At 59.3% G+C, this 21,643-nt stretch carries 14 protein-coding genes; 6 read left to right on the top strand and 8 right to left on the bottom strand.

The annotated features are described in order from the left end of the window. Positions 1–39 precede the first annotated feature (39 nt). Both DSCA_RS24285 and DSCA_RS24290 read left to right on the top strand, forming a co-directional pair. A complete protein-coding gene (locus DSCA_RS24285) occupies positions 40–2,163 on the top strand; it encodes a phospho-sugar mutase (RefSeq protein WP_155318907.1) in 2,124 nt (707 codons plus the stop codon). Positions 2,164–2,298: 135 nt separating this feature from the next. Then, entirely contained in the window at positions 2,299–2,928 is a 630-nt protein-coding gene (locus tag DSCA_RS24290) for a hypothetical protein (protein WP_155318908.1), read from the top strand. 150 nt (positions 2,929–3,078) lie between these two features. On the opposite strand, the gene DSCA_RS24295 is transcribed toward DSCA_RS24290, so the two are convergent. The 4 genes from DSCA_RS24295 to leuC form a co-directional block, all read right to left on the bottom strand. After that, on the bottom strand, positions 3,079–4,650 hold the full coding sequence (locus tag DSCA_RS24295; RefSeq protein ID WP_155318909.1) for an adenylate/guanylate cyclase domain-containing protein: 1,572 nt from the start codon (positions 4,648–4,650) through the stop codon (positions 3,079–3,081). 328 nt (positions 4,651–4,978) lie between these two features. Then, positions 4,979–5,617 (bottom strand): hypothetical protein, encoded by a 639-nt coding sequence (locus DSCA_RS24300; RefSeq protein ID WP_155318910.1) that lies wholly within the window; start codon positions 5,615–5,617, stop codon positions 4,979–4,981. A 154-nt stretch (positions 5,618–5,771) separates the two neighbouring features. Then, positions 5,772–6,413: a 3-isopropylmalate dehydratase small subunit gene (gene leuD, locus DSCA_RS24305; RefSeq protein WP_155318911.1), complete on the bottom strand. Its 642-nt coding sequence runs from the start codon at positions 6,411–6,413 to the stop codon at positions 5,772–5,774. A 233-nt stretch (positions 6,414–6,646) separates the two neighbouring features. After that, entirely contained in the window at positions 6,647–8,050 is a 1,404-nt protein-coding gene (gene leuC, locus DSCA_RS24310) for a 3-isopropylmalate dehydratase large subunit (protein ID WP_155318912.1), read from the bottom strand. Between the two features lie 317 nt (positions 8,051–8,367). Between leuC and ilvB the strand changes: the two genes are divergently transcribed. The 4 genes from ilvB (at position 8,368) to DSCA_RS24330 (ending at position 16,560) form a co-directional block, all read left to right on the top strand. Further along, entirely contained in the window at positions 8,368–10,095 is a 1,728-nt protein-coding gene (gene ilvB, locus DSCA_RS24315) for a biosynthetic-type acetolactate synthase large subunit (RefSeq protein WP_155318913.1), read from the top strand. 114 nt (positions 10,096–10,209) lie between these two features. Then, positions 10,210–10,698 carry an acetolactate synthase small subunit gene (ilvN, locus tag DSCA_RS24320; protein ID WP_155318914.1) on the top strand — a complete coding sequence of 163 codons (489 nt, stop codon included), beginning with the start codon at positions 10,210–10,212 and terminating at the stop codon, positions 10,696–10,698. A 115-nt stretch (positions 10,699–10,813) separates the two neighbouring features. Further along, on the top strand, positions 10,814–12,493 hold the full coding sequence (gene ilvD, locus DSCA_RS24325; RefSeq protein WP_155318915.1) for a dihydroxy-acid dehydratase: 1,680 nt from the start codon (positions 10,814–10,816) through the stop codon (positions 12,491–12,493). Positions 12,494–13,206: 713 nt separating this feature from the next. Further along, positions 13,207–16,560: an adenylate/guanylate cyclase domain-containing protein gene (locus DSCA_RS24330; protein ID WP_155318916.1), complete on the top strand. Its 3,354-nt coding sequence runs from the start codon at positions 13,207–13,209 to the stop codon at positions 16,558–16,560. Between the two features lie 139 nt (positions 16,561–16,699). On the opposite strand, the gene DSCA_RS24335 is transcribed toward DSCA_RS24330, so the two are convergent. The 4 genes from DSCA_RS24335 to DSCA_RS24350 all read right to left on the bottom strand — a co-directional run bounded on the left by DSCA_RS24335 (position 16,700) and on the right by DSCA_RS24350 (position 21,616). Then, positions 16,700–17,530, bottom strand: coding sequence for an undecaprenyl-diphosphate phosphatase (locus DSCA_RS24335; RefSeq protein ID WP_155318917.1), 831 nt, complete (start codon positions 17,528–17,530; stop codon positions 16,700–16,702). A gap of 87 nt (positions 17,531–17,617) precedes the next feature. Then, positions 17,618–19,051 (bottom strand): RtcB family protein, encoded by a 1,434-nt coding sequence (locus DSCA_RS24340; protein WP_155318918.1) that lies wholly within the window; start codon positions 19,049–19,051, stop codon positions 17,618–17,620. A gap of 158 nt (positions 19,052–19,209) precedes the next feature. Continuing rightward, on the bottom strand, positions 19,210–19,629 hold the full coding sequence (locus DSCA_RS24345) for an archease (protein ID WP_155318919.1): 420 nt from the start codon (positions 19,627–19,629) through the stop codon (positions 19,210–19,212). A gap of 58 nt (positions 19,630–19,687) precedes the next feature. After that, the gene (locus tag DSCA_RS24350; protein WP_155318920.1) at positions 19,688–21,616 is read right to left on the bottom strand and encodes a molybdopterin biosynthesis protein; all 1,929 of its coding nucleotides are present in this window, start codon (positions 21,614–21,616) and stop codon (positions 19,688–19,690) included. Between the last annotated feature and the right edge of the window lie 27 nt (positions 21,617–21,643).

The following is a 21,643-nucleotide window of genomic DNA, read 5'->3' on the forward strand; positions in this document are numbered from 1 at the left end:
AGGTTCGAGTCACCCTTTCGCATAAAAGAGGATAGCGGCATGGACAAATACCAGACCCTGATCGAAAAAGCAAAAAAAGGATTCGGGACCCTCGACCTTCCCGACAGCTTTAAAACCGATGCCCTGGAACGGCTGGGCGTCTGGCTGACGGACGACATGTTTGCCGACTACGTGCCCCAGATCGACCATCTCATCGCGTCCGGCCAGTGGGATTTCCTGCTGGACTCCTTCTACCAGGTGATCCCCTTCGGCACCGGCGGCCGGCGGGGGCTGGTGGGCGTGGGGCCCAACCGCATCAACCCGTGGACCATCCAGGCCTCGGCACAGGGGCACAGCCAGTACCTGATCAAGGCCCACGGCGCGTCGGCCAGATCGCGGGGGCTGGTGCTGGCCTATGACGTGCGCCGATTCACCGATACCGGGCGCTACGCCCCTGACCGGCCCAACCCGGTCGAAGACCTGGACTGCCGGCAACTGGCCGAAGCGGCGGCCCGGGTATACGCGGCCAACGGCATCAAGGTGTTCCTGTTCGAGGGCACGCGCAGCACGCCGGAACTCTCCTTTGCCATTCGCCACCTGAATGCCGTTTCCGGGTGCATGTTCTCCGCCAGCCACAACCTGCCCACGGACAATGGCAAAAAGGTTTACGACCAGTACGGCGGCCAGCTCGTTCCACCCCACGACCAGGACCTGGTGGACGAGGTGACCGGCAATGTCTCCGCCATCCGGACCATGAACCTGGATGCGGCGAGAGAAAAAGGGCTGCTGGAGTCCATCGGCAGCCGGGTGGACGCAGCCTACCACGCGGCGGTGGCCGGCCTTCAGCTCAGCGATGCAAGGGGGGTGAAACTTCTCTACAGCCCCCTGCACGGCACCGGCCTGACTTCCGTCTATCCGGTACTCAAGGCCATGGGGTTCGACATCCACCTGGACCCGGCCACTGCCAACCCCAGCGGTGCATTTGAACATGTCACCTTCAATATTCCCAACCCCGAGGTGATCCAGTCCTTTGACACGGCCCTTCCCAATGCCGATGCCATCGGTGCCGACGTGATCATGAGCACCGACCCGGATGCCGACCGCATCGGCATCATGGTGCGGCATGACGGGGCCTGGAAATTTCTCAACGGCAACGAAATCGGCATCGTGCTGACCGAATACGCCATCGACCAATACCGCAAAAAGGGGCGCCTGACCCCGAATAATGTGATCATCAAAACCGAGGTGACCGCTTCTCTGATCGACACCATTGCCGCGGAAAACGGCATCGACTGCATCGGCGACCTGCTGGTGGGATTCAAATACATCGGCGAACGCATGAACCGGCTGGAGGCGGAGGGGCGGCAGGATGATTTTATCCTGGGCACCGAGGAGAGCCACGGTTTTCTCATGGGCAACTACGCCCGCGACAAGGACGCCGCCGGTGCCGCCGTGTGGCTGGCGGAACTGGCCTCCCTGCTCAAGGCCGACGGTCGCACCCTGGTGGACTACCTGGACCGTATCTACGCCAAGTACGGCTACTGTCACAATTTTCTCACCGAAATCCGTCTGCTCGGCGCCAGGGGCATCGGCCGGATCCGCAAGATCATGGACCATTTAAGGGAGAATGAAATCCGGGCGGTGGGGGATTTCGCGGTATCGGAGAAGATCGACCGCTGGCAGGGCGAGCCCCAGCCGCACCTGTCCCGAACCGACACCTCTTCACGCAACGTGCTGATCCTGAAACTGGCAGACCTGCCCGGCACCCGCAGCATCCGCATCACCGTAAGGCCGTCGGGCACCGAACCCAAATTCAAGATTTACATCGAAGTGCTCGGTCGGCCGTTCGACCTGTCCGCCATCGAAGGGGCCAAGGCCAGCCTTGTCGATGTTCAAAAGCGTATAGAACGGGCCTTTATGGCCGATTGCTATGCCATCCTGAACGTGGATTTCCCCGAGCGGGGTTTTCTGCTCTTCTGGCAGCTGCCGCTGGACGACAAACTCAAATATTTCGAGATCGAGGAGCAGATTGCCGGGCTGAAGCACGTTGCCGATGCCGGCGAGCGAAAACAGCAGCTGGACGGTTTGCTGGCTTTTCTGGGCGCCAACCCCGTGCAGAAGGTGGATCGGGCCTTCGACGCCCGGTACGGAACCGGAATGCTGGCTTACCTGGGGTTGGAATAGCCCGGCGGCAGAGACGTCCGGCAGCCTTGCCGGAACGGCGTTCCGGGGGCGTCATTTCGTGCCGGCCGCTGGATGGAGCCATTCATTGACCTGATATCCAGGACAGCGGGCAGCACCACCCCATGAGGAGGCGTATTGAAATATCGAAAATTTGTAACGAGGCTGTTCATCGTCGCTTTTTTCTTTGCGATCGCCGCCTGTTCCGGTTCAAGCGCCCAAATCATCCAGACCCATCTGGAAGCGCCGCGGGCCGGCCAACCGATCAAGAATGCACTGATTATCGCCATTATCGACGATCAGGAGATCAGGGCAATCCTGGAGAAACATTTCGTTGACTGGCTCCATGTGAAGGGGGTTGAAGCCAATGCCAGTGTCGGGCGGCTTCCCGTCGTTTCAGGCACCAAACTGGAAAAAGAGGAAATCATCGATGTCGTTAACCGGAATGAAAACGACACCATCCTGATTACCCGCCTGGTCGGATATGGGGAGACGGAGGTGTTCAGCCGCGGCCGGGCGCAGTTTTTTTACAACTACTACGGCTTTTACAATTATGGCCTGGTATATGTCAGCTGGCCCAGCATCTACGGTGAAAAGGTGCAGTTCAGCCTTGAAACCGGGCTGTACGACGTGAAAACGGAATCGCTGATCTGGGCGGGTGAAACGAGGCTGAAAAATCCAGAGAACACCGGGAAGGCCATCGGCCAGGTGGTCGAGATGGTGATGACGGAACTCGAGAAAAATGGGTTGCTGCCCCAAACCCCATAGGGCAGAAAGCGAATTGAACTGCCTGGTGATTCACTTGACTTTCGCAGGCGCCGAGCCCGTTCATCATGCCGTCAGCATGTGCGCTCTTTTGGGTCGGTTCCGTTTGATCCGCAGGGGCGTCCTAAACTTCTCGCTTCCATTTCCCATTGGTCATTGCCGCGATTTTTTTTCGGTGTGATCGGTCTTCAGGTCGATGATACGCGTAACGAAAAGGGAGCGGATCCCCTGACCCATCGGCGGGGTGTCCGGCGCGTGAGGCAGGTCCGACACCTGCGCGAAGATGTTGGGGATCAGCCGGTCGTCGCGATAGATGCCGAAGGTGATGTGGCGGACCTGCTGCGCGGCGAGATGACCGAATGCGGATTTGGTTATCCAGATGGCGCCCCCATGGGCGATGGCGGAAAGGTGGAAGGCCTGGTCCGCGGCCCCGCCGGGGAGCATGAAGGCCATGCTGGCGGTGGGATCCGCCTCCTCGAGGTGATCCCTTCCGCTGCTTATGCCGATGTTCAGGCGGATGTCGGCAAACCAGCCGCCGTCGGCTTTCAGCGATGCTTCGATCTCGCCCATCTTCTCCCTGAGTTCAACGGCGCAGCATATGGCATCATAGGCGGGATCCGTGTCTGCGTGCCGGGGGATGATATATTGTACCTCGGTGCCGCTGCGCTTGGCACGCTGGCCGCCGTAGGATGCCAGTATGCGGTCGCTTTCATCCCAGATGCGTGTCATGAGCTGGAAATAGGTTTCCGGCAGCAGCGTGTCGACGATGCCCCGGGAATCGTCCAGACGGGCCGATATGACACTGAAGGGGGTCTTCCCCGAGGCGGCGTCGGCATCCGTCTGGGGGGCGGGACGAGGTGCGCCGGCCATCTCCGCGGGGTGCGTCTCCTGCCAGCGGTCCTGATCCAGGACAAAAAGCGTCCCCTCCGACAGGGCCATTCCGTAAACCCGCATGTTCCGTGTCCGGCCGCGGTCGTCCTCAAGGCGGATCGGGCAGCTGTCGACGGGGCCTGTCCTTTTTTCATCGGGCCCGGGTTCCTCCGGGCGCTTCTTTTCTTCGAGGTTCAGGGATACGGTCGGGGCCAGCCGGCTGAATGTGTCCGGGGATGTGGTTGCCTGCAGGAACCGATAGGTGAAGGAAAACAGCGGCTGCCAGTTGAAAACCAGTTCTTTCAGGGATGCCCGCAGCATGATGTCAAAAACGGTTCCGGAGGGATCATCGGCCAATTCGTTTTCGATGGCCCTGGACAGGGGGTTGGCCTGATCCACGCTGATCCACCCGATTCGAAGGTCATGACCCACCAGGAATGCGGGGGCCGCAATAGCATCGGCGGCCAGGTGAAGCGGCGGTGGGGTGGACTTCCTTTTTTCCACGGGCCGCACGACAGGTCGCGGCGACTGCCGGGGGGATGGGAGGCCTTCTGCTGCGTCCCCCAATTCCGTTGCGATGGTCTCCACGGAATGCCCCTCGTCCCGGAGTACTTTCAGCATGGCCACGTGGCCCAGGATGGACCGTGAAAAGTAGCTTTTTTTGCGGGCACCGTCGCGGCCGAGGGGCGAGACCCGCATCATTGATTTGGGCAGCACCCGCAGTTGAATGAATCGGATCAGATCTCTCTTGGAGATGCCGGTCTGTTCGATCACCTCTTCTCCGGACAACCATGCTCTGTCGTCGGGATCCATCGCCAATTTATCGGAAACCAATGGTTTAACGTTCGGGGCCATGTTCATGTCTGTCCGGGCCGATGCCTTGTTCTCACGGTTAATCTGATTCCAATATCAACGGGCAGAATCCGCTACTGAATCATACAATATCCATGCCGATTATATCTTTTTGACGATTTTCCGCAGTCCGGTGATTTTTAGTTCCCGTGAAAACCAGGCGACGGTGCCTGCCGATCCTTGATCGAGGCGGTTCGATGACCCCTGAATGGGGTGTCCGGGCTTGGTTTTACAGGATTAAAGACCCGATGAAACCGAACTTCAGGGAAAAGAAAAACTGTTTCATTTTTTTCATACCCGATTCCCGTGATTGTGAAATAGATTGCATATTTCATGGCCCGTCCCCGTGCTGGTCGGGTTCAAGGGCGGATGACCGGCTTTTGCGATACAGGGGGAGCAACGGAATTTTGACTTTTCCGATGGTCTGCCGTTTTTCGAAATCGATCAGATAATCCCGGCTGACGGCATCGGCTATGGGAACCAGCAGCAGGGGAAACAGAAATCGTCTGCGTCGAGTGAAGAATCGTCTGCGTTCAATTTCATCGCGTTGAACGATACCCATGATGCTGAATTCGCCGGCGGCCGTTGCCATGATTCGCAAGAGCCGCCGGTCAAGACGAACGGCTCTGATGTACCGGTCCATGGCATTGGATGAGACTCTATAAACCAGGCGGCTGAGCCGCTCCCGAAACCCGCCCAGAAAGAACCGTTCCATGCGCAGGTTGTTGAACAGGACCACCAGGGACAAGGTGGTGGTCACGTCTCCGTGGGCATGGACCTGCCGGTTGAAGGGCAGGTAGCGCAGGGACTGGGTGGCTTCAGGGGCCCCGGCGATGGTCACCGCCTCGTGGAAAAGGTCCGCATCGGGCGGCAGGATCCGCTCAATATCCCGAATCAGCCGCCCGGCCAGGTTGGATACCTTGAGCCGGTCAAGGGTTTTGATGTAGGACTGTCGTTTTTTCAAGGGCATTGGGTGATCCATTTATCAGTGGGCGTCAGGATCACCGTTTCGGCGTCCTCTTTTGCATCAGGCAGCGGGACGGTCCACCCGCCGTGTGTCCCCGCTGCGAACCGGGCCGAAGCAAGCGGCGAGCCCTTCGTGGGCGATGCCCGGCCACGGCGGTTCACCGTTGCGGATTCAGCGGGTCGTATTGCGCTTCAAACCGGCTGATATCGGCCTCGTACCCGATGGTCAGGTCAATGTCGTCCAGCCCGCCCAACAGCTGCTGTTTGGCCCCGGCGTCAATTTCAAAAACAAACCGCCGGGGTGACGGTGTGTGCAAAACCACGTGCTGGTCGGGCAGGTCGACTGTCGCCGTCAAGCCGCTGTGTTCGGCCACCATGTCGAAAATCGCATCGACTTCCGCTTCCGAGAGTTCGATGGCGAGCATGCCGTTTTTGGTGGTGTTGTTCCTGAAGATGTCGGCAAAGCCGGGCAGCCGCTTGCCGTCCACCGTCCTGGCCGGTGCGATGACCACCCGGTAGCCGTCCTGCTCCAGGGCCCAGACAGCGTGCTCCCGGCTGGATCCGCAGCCGAAGTTGTTTCTCGTGACCAGAATGGAACGGCCTTTAAAGCGGGGCTGATTCAGATCAAAGGTCATGTCGAGCCCGCCGTCGGGCAGGTAGCGCCAGTCAAAGAAGGCATTGGGGCCGTAGCCGGTGCGCTTGATCGATTTGAGGAACTGCTTGGGGATAATGGCGTCGGTGTCCACATTGGCCCGGTCCAGGGTAGCGACAATGCCGGTGTGTGTGGTGAAGGGTTCCATAGATATTTTCCTTGATATGACGGGTTTTGCGGTAATCGTTTACAAAAAGGGTTCAAGGGGGCGAGGGTCTGTTTTCTGAATATCACATCTTTGATTCGGATATCCGAACCGGGAACACGGCAATTTCACCGGGCATCTGGCTCTTGGCCATCCACACCCTTGCCCTCGAACCTTCAGGTCCCAGCCCTGCCCCGGGCGGCGATCACCGGGAGAACGATCATTCGGGGCTTTCCTCACAGCCATTGACGGATGTCGACAAATTTGCCGGCCACCGCCGCGGCCGCCGCCATTTCGGGACTGACCAGGTGGGTGCGGCCCCCTTTTCCCTGGCGTCCTTCGAAATTACGGTTGGACGTGGAGGCACAACGCTGCCGGGGCCTCAGCTGGTCCGGGTTCATCCCCAGGCACATGCTGCACCCGGCATAGCGCCATTGTCCGCCGGCCGCCTTGAAGATGCGGTCCAGCCCTTCGGCTTCGGCCTGAAGCCGAACCTGGTGGGACCCGGGAACCACCAGCAGTTCCACGCGGTCGGCCTTTCTTCGTCCGTCCAGGACGGCGGCGGCCTGACGCAGGTCTTCGATCCGGGAATTGGTGCAGCTGCCGATGAAAACCACGTCCAGGGGGACATCGGTGAGCCGGGTCCCGGGCGTGAGGCCCATGTAATCCAGGGCTTTTTCCACATCCTGTGGGCTGTATCCCCCGGCATTCTGCGGAAAGGGCACCGGCTGGTCCACATCCACCACCATGCCGGGGTTGGTTCCCCAGGTGACCTGTGGCTTGATGCGGGTCGCGTCGATGGTCAGGGTCTGGTCGAAATGGGCATCCGCATCGCTGGGCAGGCTGCGCCAGTAGGCCAGTGCAGCGTCCAGGGCATCGCCGGTGGGGGCATAGGCCCGCTCCCGGCCGGTGATGTAGTTGAAGGTGGTGTCATCGGGGGCGATCAGGCCGGCACGCGCACCGGCTTCGATGCTCATGTTGCAGATCGTCATGCGGCCCTCCATGGACAGGCCGCTTACGGCTTCACCGCAGTACTCCAAAACATGCCCGGAACCGCCGGCGGTGCCCATGGTGCCGATCATCTTCAAGACCATATCCTTGGACGAAATATGCGCACCGGGCCGACCGGTGAATTCCACCCGATAAGACCGGGGCTTTTTCTGAACCAGGGTCTGGGTCACCAGCACGTGCTCCACCTCGGACGTGCCGATGCCGAAGGCCAGCGCTCCGAAAGCGCCGTGGGTGGACGTGTGGGAGTCGCCGCATACGATGGTCAGTCCCGGCAGGGTAATGCCCAGTTCCGGGCCGATCACATGCACGATGCCCTGGCGATCGTCTCCCAGCCCGAACAGCCGGACACCGTAGGCATCGCAATTGTGCTGCAGGGCCTCCACCTGGGCCCTGGAGGTGTCATCCGCGATGTCCATGCGGTCTTCGGTGGTGGGCACATTGTGATCCATGGTGGAAAAGGTCAGGTCCGGCCGGCGGATCTTTCGTCCCGACAGCCGCAGCCCGTCAAAGGCCTGCGGGCTGGTCACCTCGTGCACCAGGTGACGGTCGATGTACAGGAGGCTGGATCCGTCCGGCAGTTCGCGTACCACGTGGGTTGCCCAGATTTTCTCGAACAAGGTCTTTCCCATGGGCTCATCTTTCTTCTTGGGTTGGGATTTTCGGGCCTGATTTGCACCGTTTAAAAAGGGTATCGGTATAACTAAAATGACTGCATGGCCCTTGAAAGTCAAGGCAATGAACCAACCCACGGCTTGCCTTTTTTCAATAACGGGTTACATTGGCTAGACAAGCCGGGTGGTCCAGCCCCGCCAGCATGGCCGGCGGGTTTGGTTGCAGGCGCATTGGCCGGACCCAATCCCATCATTGAATCCTCCTGTCACGACGAAGCCCGGCATCCACCGAACCGCTGCACAGTAATCAATGCCCACAGAAGGGAAGATCAGATATGAAAGGCACGGAACTGGTCCTCAAGGCGCTGGTCGACAACGGCGTAAAATTCATTTTCGGCTATACCGGCGGTGCCATCATGCCCATTTTTGACGCAATGGAGAAGCAGACGGCCCTGTCGTTCATCATGTCGCGGCACGAACAGGGGGCGGTTTTCATGGCCCAGGGCATATCCCGCGCCTCCCTGTCCACATCCCACCCCCGCACCGGTGTGTGCATGGCCACATCGGGCCCCGGCGCCATGAACCTGGTCACCGGTATTGCCGATGCCAACATGGATTCGGTGCCGGTGCTGGCCGTCACCGGTCAGGTCGCCACCGGTGTGATCGCAACGGATGCGTTTCAGGAAAGCGATGTGGTGGGCGTGATGATGCCGCTGACCAAACAGACCTATATGCCCCTTTCCGTGGAGGAAATTGAAACCACGATTCACGAGGCCATGTATGTGGCCTCGAGCGGGCGCGGCGGCCCGGTGGTCGTCGACATTCCCAAGGATGTCCAGCTTCAGGAAACGGACAGCGTGTGTACCTTCGATCCCCGATCCTGTGAGCCGCAGCTGCCGGGTTTTTTCTACTCGCCTTCGGTGGACAGGGACGCCTTGGAGCGGGCCGTCGATATGATCAACCGCAGCGAGCGGCCCATCATTCTTTGCGGCCACGGCGTCATTTCCAGCAATGCCGGGCAGAAACTGCAGGCCTTTGCCGAAAAGGCCCACATCCCGGTGGCCTTTACGCTGCACGGACTGTCGGCGCTGCCGGTGGATCACCCGGTGAGCCTGGGCATGGTGGGGATGCACGGAACCGTGGAAGCCAATCGCGCCCTGATGAACGCCGATCTGATCGTTTCCCTGGGCATGCGCTTCGATGACCGGGTCACCGGCAACCTGAACGATTTCGCCCGCGGGGCCAGGGTGATCCATGTTGAAATCGATCCGTCCGAGATCGATAAGAACGTCAAAACATCCGTGTTCCTCAATGCAGACGTGGCCCAAGTCCTCAATCTTCTTGACCGGAACCCGACCCTGGTTTCCAGGCCGCGCAGCCGGTGGTTCGCCCAGATCGAGGCCTTTCGCCTGGAGATTGCCGACCGGATCCGAAAGGAGATCGATGCGGGCGTCGGCCGGGAGGGACAATTGCTGGTCAAGACCATCGTCAGCCGGCTGTCCGGGCTGACCGGGGGAAAAGATCTCATTGTCGGCGACGTGGGGCAGCATCAGATGATTCTGGCCCGGTTTTACAATTTCCAGACCGTCAACAGCTGGTTTACATCGGGCGGCGCCGGAACCATGGGCTGCAGCCTGCCCATGGCCATCGGCGTCAAGCTGGCCCGGCCTGACGAACGCGTGTGGTCGGTGAGCGGCGACGGCGGCTTCCAGATGAACATCCAGGAACTGGGAACCATCATGGAACATGATATCGATGTAAAAATCATCCTCATGAACAACGGATACCTGGGCATGGTGCGCCAATGGCAGACCCTGTTTTACGACGGCCGCTATGCCGGGACGCCCATGAAAAACCCCGATTACGGGGCCATTGCCGGTGCCTACGGCATCCCCTACCTGAAGGTTTCCAGCCTGGAACAGGTGGACAGTGCCATCCGGGCGGCGATCGACCGCGATGGGGCGTTCATGCTCGAGTTCCTGTGCGATCCCAGCGAAATTATTCTGCCCATGGTGCCGGCCGGCGGCGGTTATAAGGACATGATCATCTCCAGCCCCTTATGAATCGGAACGACAAACTGCATGCACCAGCGGCTAAACACCAATTTCCAGATCAATTCCAAATCGCAATGTCCAGATCTCAAATAAGACACTAACCTACTGTACCGGGAGAATTCGATGACAACCACTGCCCCCATGAAGCGACGGGCCATCCTGGCGTTCATGCTCGACCGGCCGGGCGTGCTCAACAAAATCGCCATGCTGATCCGGCGCAAGATGTACAATGTCGAAACCCTGACCGTGTGCAAGACCACCCAGCCCGGCACCAGCCGAATGACCATCACCCTGCGCGAGGACAGCGACGACAAAATGCGCCAGGTGATCAAGCAGATCGAAAAAAGTACCGAGGTGATTTCCGCCAGGGAACTGGACATGAATGAAAGCTTCTGGCGGGAAGTGGCCATCGTCAAATTGGAAGCGGATGAGGGACGCCTGGAGACGCTCAAAAGGACATACCCGTTTGAAACCCTGGACAGCCAGGGCAATGGGTGTTTCATCGTTCAGGTCACCGGCACCTCTCAGTTGATCGATGATTTTTTGAAGGATGCGGGAAGCGACAGCATCATCGACGTGGCGAGATCGGGGTTCACGGCGATGGAGAAGTAAAAAAGGATTCAAGGGGTCGGGGGTTCAGGGGGGTCACGTGTGATGCGTAAATTGGAAGCCTTGATTATGAACCACGCCGCACTTTGAGCTTAACTTTGCCTCAAAAGGAATAGCCATGACTGAGAAGTTGAACCAATATAGTTCGCAGATTACCGGGCCCAAGTCCCAGGGGGCCTCCCAGGCCATGCTATACGGCATCGGGATGAGCGATGCCGACATGCAAAAAGCCCAGGTGGGGATCAGCAGCGTCTGGTACGAGGGCAACACCTGCAACATGCACCTGAACGACCTGGCGGCCCGGGTCAAGGCAGGCGTGGAGGCGGCCGGCCTCGTCGGCCTGCGCTTCAACACCATCGGGGTGAGCGACGGGATTTCCATGGGTACCGAGGGGATGAGCTATTCCCTGCCGTCCCGGGATCTGATCGCCGACTCCATCGAAACGGTGATGCGCGCCCAGTGGTATGACGCCAATATTTCCCTGCCGGGGTGTGACAAGAACATGCCCGGCTGCCTGATCGCCATGGCCCGGCTGAACCGCCCCGCCATGATGGTCTACGGGGGCACCATCCGGGCCGGTCGGCTGGACGGCGTCAAACTGGACATCGTCTCCGCCTTCCAGAGTTACGGGGAATACATGGCCGGCACCATCGACGAGCAGCAGCGTCTGGCCATCGTCAAAAACAGCTGCCCGGGCGCGGGCGCCTGCGGGGGCATGTACACCGCCAACACCATGGCGTCGGCCATCGAGGCCATGGGCATGTCGCTGCCGTTCAGCGCCAGCCGGCCGGCCGAGTCGGACGATAAAAAGGACGAGTGCCGCCGGGCGGGTGAGGCGATCCTGGGCCTTCTGCAGGCGGATATCCGGCCGCGGGACATCATGACCCGGGAGGCCTTTGAAAACGCACTGGTCGTCCTTACGGTCCTGGGCGGGTCGACCAATGCCGTGCTGCACCTGATTGCCATGGCCCGGGCCGTGGACGTGCCCCTGTCCATCGACGATTTCCAGCGGGTCAGCGACCGCGTGCCCCTGCTGGCGGACATGAAGCCCAGCGGCACCTATGTCCAGGAGGACCTGGACCGCATCGGCGGGATCCCGGCCCTGATGAAATATCTTTTGGGCGAAGGGCTGCTGGACGGCAGCTGCCTGACCGTTACCGGGCGGACCGTCGCAGAGAACCTGTCGACGGTGGATGGATTAGAACCGGGCCAGCGAATCGTGCGGCCCCTGGAAGCCCCTATTCACCCCACCGGCCACATCCAGATCCTGCGGGGCAACCTGGCGCCGGACGGTGCGGTGGCCAAGATCACCGGCAAGGAGGGGGTCGCCTTCAGCGGCCGGGCCAATGTATTCGATGCCGAAGAGGATATGCTGTCGGCCCTGGAGGAGGGTCGGATCCTTAAAGGCGATGTGGTGGTGATTCGCTATGAAGGGCCCAAGGGCGGCCCCGGCATGCCGGAAATGCTGACCCCCACCTCGGCGATCATGGGGGCCGGTCTGGGAAAGGATGTCGCCCTGATCACCGACGGCCGGTTTTCGGGCGGCTCCCACGGGTTCATCGTGGGCCATGTCACCCCCGAAGCCCAGGACGGCGGGCCCCTGGCATTGATCCGAACGGGGGATACCATCACCATCGACGCGACGGCTCACAGCGTTGACGTCAACGTCGATCCGGCCGAGATGGCGCGCCGGCGGAAGGCCTGGACAGCGCCGCCCTATAAAGTCTCCCGCGGGATCCTCTACAAGTACATTAAAACCGTTCGGTCGGCGTCGGAAGGGTGTGTCACCGACGCATAGAACAGGAGGGGTTGTCGTTCGTTCGATGTCTGCGAACCCTTTTATCCAGGTCAATGCGAAGTACTTTCATGGTTGAGCCGTCTTCAGCGATGGCTTCTTGTGCTCGACTCGTCGAAATAGCGCGAGGGTTCCATTACGCATTTTGATTCTGGCGGGGGGGCAACACCTGTGTAAAAGCCCATCTTTTCGAAACCTTTGACAAGGAGGTCCGGAGGGCACTACTCATAATTGTTCACGATTTGCCTGAACTTCGGGACATCCTATATCTCGGAATGTAATCCCAACCTGTTTGGCTTTTTTACCGACCCCAACATCTTGATTTCTTCCAAAACCAAGTCCGTCGCCAAGTCATGGCAAGAAAGCACACGAAACGGTGAGGGTCGTTTTTGTGAGATAGACACAGCGTAATTGAATGGCCATGAAAATTTCTGCTGATCGTCTGAAAAGCATCTATCCCAGCGTTTGACAAGATTACGGATCGAAAGGTACTCTCAATGCATCTGAGTTAGGCTGATTTGTTTTTTGGAACATTCTTTTGAAGAAAATGACATGCTGCAACAAAAATTCAAGCTCAAATTCACTCTGAGTGCACTTTTTTAGTGGCCTTTTTATAGTTTCTGCTTATCCACCTGGCTATGAGTCTTAAGCAGCTCCGAATCCTTTCACATTTATCGTTTATTCCATCTACTCAACTGATTTGTAGGGATATTTGAATGAAATGCCAAGAGTGCCGGATTGAAAACCCCTCGGAAGCCCTGTTCTGCATGAAATGCGGGGAAAAACTGAAACGAAAATGTTCTCACTGTGGCACCGTATGTCCGGAAGATGCTCTCTTCTGCATGAAATGCGGAAAAAGGCTGGATTCCCAGGCTCCCACTGACGAAGGACCACAGGAGGATATTGCAATCGAGGCCGAGCGCAGGCAGTTGACGGTGATGTTCTGTGATTTGGTGGATTCCAGCTCTTTATCGGAACAACTGGATCCCGAGGATCTGCGCCATGTGATTCAGGCATATCAGGAAACCTGCGGCAAGGTCATCCGCCGTTTCGAGGGAAACATCACCCAGTACCTGGGGGATGGTCTGCTGGTTTACTTTGGTTATCCACAGGCACACGAGGACGATCCCCAGCGGGCCGCCCGTGCAGGCCTGGGTATTGTCGAAGCCATTACCCGCCAAAACCCTCAACACTATGAGAAATGGGGTGTGGAACTGGCGGTCCGAATCGGGATCCATACCGGACTGGTGGTCGCCGGAGAGATGGGATATGGCGACACGCGCGAGCGACTGGCCATGGGTGAGACGCCCAACATTGCCGCACGTCTGCAGAACGAGGCCGATCCCAACACTGTTGTGATCAGTGCGGCGACGCATCGATTGATTGAGGACTTTTTTGCTTGCCAACAACTGGACACCCTTGTCCTGAAAGGATTTTCCAAACCGGTTGGTGTTTGTCAGCTGCACCAGGAGAGCTCGGCCCGAAGTCGCCTTGATACCGAGGTTTCAACCGGGTCAACGCCCCTGGTTGGCCGGGATCAGGAGCTTGGCCTTCTCTTCGAACGCTGGGAACAGATCGAAGAAGGCATGGGACAAGTCGTGTTGCTCAGCGGTGAGGCCGGCGTCGGCAAATCACGCCTTGTACAGGCGATGAAAGAGCATGTTGCGCAGGACCCGAAGGCGTGGCTGACACCATGCCAGTGTTCACCCTACCACCAGAACAGCGCGTTTTATCCGGTGCTCGACCTGCTCGAGCGGATCGTCCTGCAATTCGAGCGGGGTGATGACCCAGCGAAGAAACTGAGCCGTTTGGAAGGCTTCCTGGTACAGTACGGAATTCCCCACGCAGAAATGGTACCGTTGTTCGCCGATCTATTGTCGATACCGCTGAACGATAAATATACACCATCCAAACTGTCGCCCGAACGGCAAAAACAGCTCGTCCTTCAATCCATTCTGGGTGTTATGTTGGAAATCGCCAACAGGCAGCCCCTGCTGCTGGTTATGGAAGATTTACATTGGGCTGATCCCACCACACTGGAATTTTTGAATCTTCTCGTAGACCAGATTCCCACGACCCGGATTTTCGCCCTCTTTACTTTTCGTCCGGACTTCAGCCCTCCATGGAGCGGCCGCGCCCACTTGTCCCATCCGACGTTGCGTCGTCTGACCCGGAAACAAGCTGCCATTATGATTCAAAACGTCGCCGGGGGAAAGCTGCTTCCGGCCGTGGTGCTCGAGCAGATCGTGGAAAAGACCGATGGGGTGCCGCTGTTCGTGGAGGAGTTGACCAAGATGGTACTGGAATCGGGGCTGTTAGTAGAGAGAGGCGAGAGCTACGAACTGGCCGGACCGCTTCCCCCCCTGGCGATTCCCACTACGCTGCAGGATTCCCTGACGGCGCGGCTGGACCGCCTGGCCTCGGCCAAGGAGATTGCGCAGCTAAGCGCTATTCTGGGCAGGGAGTTTTCTTATGAAATGCTGCAGGCGGTATCGTTTTTGAACGAACAATCATTGCAGCAAGGGCTGAACCAGCTAGTGGAAGCCGAACTGCTGTACCAGCGCGGCATACCACCGAAGGCTACATATGTTTTCAAGCATGCGTTAATCCAGGAGACTGCCTACCAGTCGTTGCTAAAAGGCACTCGTCAACAATACCACCAACGGATTGCCGGCATTCTGGTCGGGGAATTTGCCGAGACGGTCGCCACCAAGCCGGAACTGGTCGCGCATCATTACACAGAGGCAGGACTGGGAGAACAGGCCATACCTTTCTGGCTGCAAGCTGGCCAGCGCGCCATGCAGCGCTCTGCCAATGAAGAAGCCATCGCCCACCTGACGCGTGGACTGAATGTGCTCAAGGAACTGCCGAAGTCTCCCCAACGTGACCAACAGGAACTACCGCTGCAAATGGCCCTGGGATCGGCGCTGATAGTCTCCAGAGGATATGCTGTTGCGGAGGTGGAGGCGACTTACAACAAGGCGCTGGAGCTTTGCGGGAGGATTGGCGATACACCTGAGGTCGTGCCGGTGTTGTTCGCACTGGGAAGATATTACTATGTATTCCGGGCAGAGTATCAGATAGCGCACGATTTAGGAAAGCGGCTGTTGAAGCTGGCCCAGGAGCACGACGATGCGGCAGCCTTGATGATGGCCCACACGGTGTTAGGGATCACATCGTTTTGGGCAGCACAATATACAGCCTCCCGAGAGCATGTCGAGAAGGCCCTGGTCCTCTTTGACATGGGGAGCCACCAAGATCGAGACTTCCGCTATGCGCAGGACATCAGGATTGTATGTTTCTGTTACCGGGTTTGGACGCTGTTGAATCTCGGCTATCCGAAACAGGCTGTTGAAGCACTTAAGGAAATGGAAGCACTGAGCAACGAGCTTTTACATCCTCCTAGCACGGCACTTTTTCTCGTCACCGCCTGTATTCTCCACTATTGGTGCCATGATACTGAAAAAATTGAGGAAAATGCACGTACGTTGTTAGCATCTGCAAATCAGCATGGATTTGTTCAATGGATGTATTTTGGAACATTTTTTCTGGGATGGTCTCAGATCGAAAAAGAATCGGGGGAAGAACAAATAGCGCAACTGAGCCAGGCTGCGGCCGACTGGCAGGCGAATGGAAATGAAGTCCTCTTCCCGTTTTTGCGTGGTGTTCTGGCCGATGCATACAGAACAGCAGGGATAGCTGAGAAAGGCCTAAAAGCAGTGAACGAGGCACTGGTGAAAATCGAACAGACCGGAGAGCGCCAGGAAGAAGCCAGATTGCATTGGTTGAAAGGAGAACTGCTGCTGATTCAAAATGACCGGCAAGGGCGCCAGGCCGAAGCGTGCTTTCAACAGGCGGTAGACATTGCTCACCGATATGGAGCCAAATATCAGGAATTGCAGGCGGCGGTGAGCTTGAGTCGTTTATGGCGGGCTCGTGGCAGGAAAAAAGAAGCCCAGAGCCTGCTTTCAGAGATCTATGGCTGGTTCACAGAAGGGTTTGATACGCAAAACCTGAGAGAAGCCAAGGCGCTTCTTGATGAACTGCACGAGGTAGAAGATTTGAGTTAGTTGGCCAGAATTAACCTGAGTTGGGGGCAGACCACGCGCAACGTTTAAAGATTAGGGAACTTAGTAAAAAATAGCCCCTTTCTTGCCTTTACACGCTCACACTTCACAGCACCAGTCGGAATAATTTCAGACTACTCATCTAACCGATCCCGGCGAATACCAGCGTAATGATGCCCACCAGCCAGCAGTAGGGGGCAAAGCGGTGCAGCTGGCCCCGGTCCACCACCCGCAGCAGGACGACGAGGGCCACCCAGCCCACCAGGGCCGAGACAATCGATCCGGCGATGATGGTGCCCATGGGGATCGTGGTATGGAGTTCGGGCGTATCCAGCCCCAGGACCAGCGCGCCGACAATGGCCGGAATGGAGAGCAGGAACGAATAGCGGCCGGCCAGTTTTCGGTCCACACCCAGAAACAGGGCCGTGGCAATGGTGGACCCGGAACGCGAAATGCCGGGCAGAATGGCCAGGCCCTGTACGGTCCCGATGATCAGGGCCTCCTTTACGGTGGCCTGACCGATGGGCCGCCCCTCGCCCCTGATCCGGCGGGTCAGCCACAGCAGTGTGCCGGTAATCAGCAGCATGCAGCCGACCACCGTGATGGAGCCGAAAAGCTGGTCGGTGATTTCTTTGAACAGCAGGCCGATGCCTGCGGTGGGAATGCTGCCCACCACGATCAGCAGGGCCATGCGGATGGACGGGTCCGCCCGGCACAACTGCATGAACCCGCCGGCCGTTTTCATTCTTCCCGGAATCTGGAACAGGGCCTTGAGAATCTCCAGGATTTCACGGTAAAAAACGATGATCACCGCCGACAGGGTCCCCACGTGCAGGCAGATGTCAAACAGCAGCTCCGGTTCCTGCAGCCCGAAGAGGTTTTGAAAAAGGACCAGGTGGCCCGAACTGCTCACCGGCAGAAATTCGGTCAGGCCCTGGATGGCGCCGAGAACGATCGCTTCGATAGAATTCAACAGTCAGCTCCGGATGTCTTGAGAAAAAAGGTTAAGATTGACGGATTTTTAGTTCGCCTGATATCTGCTCCGTCCTTTTTTGAACGGCTACCCCTTGATAACACAAACCGGCCTCAGCCGGGCCACCTTTTTGGACAGCCCGGCCCCGTGAACCGCATCCACCACCTGGTCGATGTCCTTGTAGGCCTCGGGCATCTCTTCGGCCAGGGTGCTGCGGCCGGTCCATTTGACCAGGATGCCTTTGTCGGCCAGTTCCCGATGGATGGCCCGTCCCCGGCTCCGTTTTTTGGCGGCCTTGCGGCTGAGCACCCGGCCGGCGCCATGGCAGGTGGACCCGAAGCTTTGTGCCATGGCGGTTCGGGTGCCGGCCATGACGTAAGACGCCGTACCCATGTCCCCGGGGATTAAAATGGGCTGCCCGGTCTGCCGGTAGGCCTCGCAGACGGCCGGGTGGCCCGGTGGAAAGGCGCGGGTGGCGCCTTTGCGGTGCACACAGACGATCCGTTTTTTCCCATCCACCGTGTGCTCCTCGCGCTTGGCGATGTTGTGGCAGATGTCATACACCTGGTGCATGGCCAGATCCCGGGGGCCGATGCCCAGCACCTGCTGAAAGGTTTCCCGGGCCCGGTGCAAAAGAATCTGGCGGTTGGCCCAGGCGTAGTTGGCCGCACAGGCCATGGCGGCAAAATAGCGCCGGCCGGCCTCGGAGCGGATCATGGCGCAGGCCAGCTGGCGATCCGGCAGCTGGATGTCCAGGGTCCTGACGTGTCTGGCCATGAAGGCCAGAGAATCGTCGCACACCTGGTACCCCAGACCACGGGAACCCGAGTGCAGGAGCACGGTGACCTGGTCTGGGAAGAGGCCGAAGGCCCGGGCCGCCCGCTCATCGAAAATTTCATCGACCACCCCCACTTCGAGGAAATGGTTCCCGCTTCCCAATGTGCCCAACTGTCTGGTACCGCGCATCAGGGCCCGTTCGCTGATCACGGACGGATCGGCTTCGGCCATGCAGCCGCCGTCTTCGGTGCGCTCCACGTCTGAAGGTTCCCCCAGGCCCTGGCGCACGGCCCAGCGTCCGCCTTCCCGCAGCACCCTCATCTCTTCTTTAACTGATAATTTAACCGAACCGGTGGATCCCACCCCGGACGGGATGTTCTGGAACAGGGCCGTGACCAGCCGCTCCACCGCCGGCAGGATCTCTTTTTTTTCAAGGCCCGTGCCGGCCAGGCGGACGCCGCAGTTGATGTCGTAGCCCACCCCGCCCGGTGAAATGACCCCGGTGTCCCAGTCGAAGGCGGCCACGCCGCCGATGGGGAAGCCGTAGCCCCAGTGCATGTCGGGCATGGCCATGGCGGCCGTGAGGATGCCGGGCAGCGTGGCCACGTTGGCCACCTGTTTGAGGGCCTCCTCCTCAGACAGCGCGCTGGCCATCCGCTCGCTCATGAACACCCGGCCCGGCACGTTCATGGATCCGGATTGGGGAATTTCATAACAATAGGGGCTGATCTGTTTCAGTTGCATCTCAACCTCCCGCCAGCGACCCTCCAGAAACGGCATCTTGCAGCCCGGGCCGGCGTTCTCGCGTTTTCGCCATCCTCGACGCAGCGCTGCTGCGCCTGCGGTTTCGAAAACACTGCGGCCTTGGCCTGAACCGCAAGCCACCATTTCTGGAGGGCCGCTCAAATGTCAAATACCACCATCGCCCGCCACCCGCTTTCCGTCCGGCTCACTTCGATCTGGTGGTAGGTCACCGCTTTTATTTCGTTGCGGATTTCATGGCGTCCCGGCTGATAGCGGTCGGCAGATACCCGGGCGGAGACGGCCGTATCCGTAAGGTGAACGATATCGATTCGCTCAACCAGTTTTTCCTCGCCGGTCCACAGGTAGAGCAGCTCCCGCAGGTAGTTGACCATAAGATCGGCCGGATCGTCGCCGGTGACCGCCACCTCGATGATTTCTCGCGGTTTCAGCCGGACCGGGTCGGCGATCAGGTCAAAGAGGGCCAGACCGGCGTTTTGGAACAGATCGGCCGGATCGGTTCCACTGACACGGATTCTCAGGTCCGCGGTGTGGTCCAGGAGGGTGTAGGTTTCGGTCATAACTCTAAAAGCGATCCGGATCGGGCATTCGCGTTACCCTTACCAGCAGTCTCCCGTGTCAGCCGACAACCGTTCCGGTTTTGGACGTGCTGTAGCCGCCCAGGGCTTCCACCCGCCGTTTGAACCCGTCGGTGGCGATGGTTTCCAGCAGGACCTGGATGTTTGGCGATTCGAAGTGGGCCTCCGGGATGATCAGGTCGTATTGTTCGGTGACCACGGGAATGAAATCCAGGTCGAGGGCCTTTGCCGCGGCAAAGATGCCCAGCCCCGCATCCGCCGTGCCGCTGAGCACCGCCACGGCCACGTTCATGTGGGTGAATTCTTCGCTGGTGTAACCGTTGATCTGTTCCGGGGAAAGGCCGATCTGACCCAGACGATAATCCAGGAGGATCCGGGTTCCCGAACCGCCCTGGCGGTTCATGAAAACGATGTCGTCGCGGCCCAGGTCCTCGATGCCTTTGATTCCTTTAGGGTTGCCACGGGGGATGATGAGCCCCTGGGCCCGCATCACCAGATTCACGATCCGTACCGGTGTATCGGGCAGGTATCGCTTGACATAAGAAAGATTGTATTCGCCCGTTTCCGTATCCAGCAGGTGGGCGCCGGCCAGGTGGCACACGCCGCGCTTGACGGCCATGAGTCCGCCCATGCTCCCTACATGACTGGAAGAGAGGGTCAGTGCCCCGTCGCCGGCGCGCAGATGGTCGGCCAGTACGTCCAGGGTGTTGTCGTGGCTGCCCACGATGACGATGGTGTGCTCGATGGCGGAAAGGGGCCTGAGCAGTTCGGCATGGACCGGATCGCTGTCCTTGATGCCCTCCGCCTGGCGGGGGATGCGGATGATGCCGTCGGCCTCGGTGATGCTGGTGATCATGCCGGCGCCGCGAGGCAGCGGCGTGGCCACGATGCGATCGCCCACCTGGCCCAGCTTGACCCGCAGGAACTCTTCGACGCCCAGCCGGGAGGCGATCTTGCGGGTGGGCACCACGGGAACGGTCCGGCGGGGGGCGTCGGCGACACCCAGCATGCGTTTGATCAACGGCTGAACGAACTGCTCCAGGGCGATGATGGCCGACACCGGGTAGCCCGGGATGCCGAAAAAGGGTTTGCCGTCGATGTCGCCCAGGATCACCGGCTTGCCCGGCATGATGGTCACCCCGTGAACCAGCATCTGTCCCAGGGATTGAAGAACCGGCAGGGAATAGTCCTCGGAGCCGGCGGAGGATCCGCCGATGGTCATGACCATGTCCACATCGCCGGCTACGGCTTCGGCCACCGTCTGCCGGATCAGATCCAGGTCGTCCATGACCCGGTCGTGCCGCACCGCCTCACCGCCGCAGGCCTCGATCATTTTTGCCAGCACGGTGGCGTTGGTTTCCAGCACCTGCCCCGGCTTCAGGTCTTCGGGGGCGGTGGCGCGCCAGTCCACCAGTTCCGAGCCGGTGGGAATAATCAGAATCCGCGGTTTTCGTCTCACCGGCACCCGGTAGATGCCCCCGGAGATCAGCGCGCCCACGCAGTAGGGCGAAACCCTGTGGCCACGGGGGTAGAGCAGTTCCGTCGCCACGATGTCCTCACCCATTTTGCGCACGTGCTGCCAGGGAAAGGCCGGTGCTTCAATGCGGATGCGATCCTCACCGACGGTCTGGATGTTTTCGATCATGATGACGGCATTGGTGCCTTCGGGCATGACGTGGCCGGTGTTGAGGAACCGGGCCTGAGTGCCCACGGCCAACTCTTTGGGCCGGGATTCGCTGGCGCCGAAGGTCGCTTCGGCGGCCACGGCCACGCCATCCATGGCGGCGGCGTGAAAGTTGGGCGACGACACGGCGGCGGTCACCGGTTCGGCCAGGATCCGGCCCACGCTCTCGGGCGGCGACACGTGTTCGGCGGCCATGCTGCCGGTTCCGGGAAAATGGTCGAAGAGAATCTGCCGGGCTTCCTCGAGGGGCTTCATTTTCAAGTAGACATTGCGTTTGGTGGTCAAGGGTAACTCCCGTTGGCTTTGTATATG

It is taken from the genome of Desulfosarcina alkanivorans, from assembly GCF_009688945.1.
In the GTDB taxonomy this organism is placed as follows: domain Bacteria; phylum Desulfobacterota; class Desulfobacteria; order Desulfobacterales; family Desulfosarcinaceae; genus Desulfosarcina; species Desulfosarcina alkanivorans.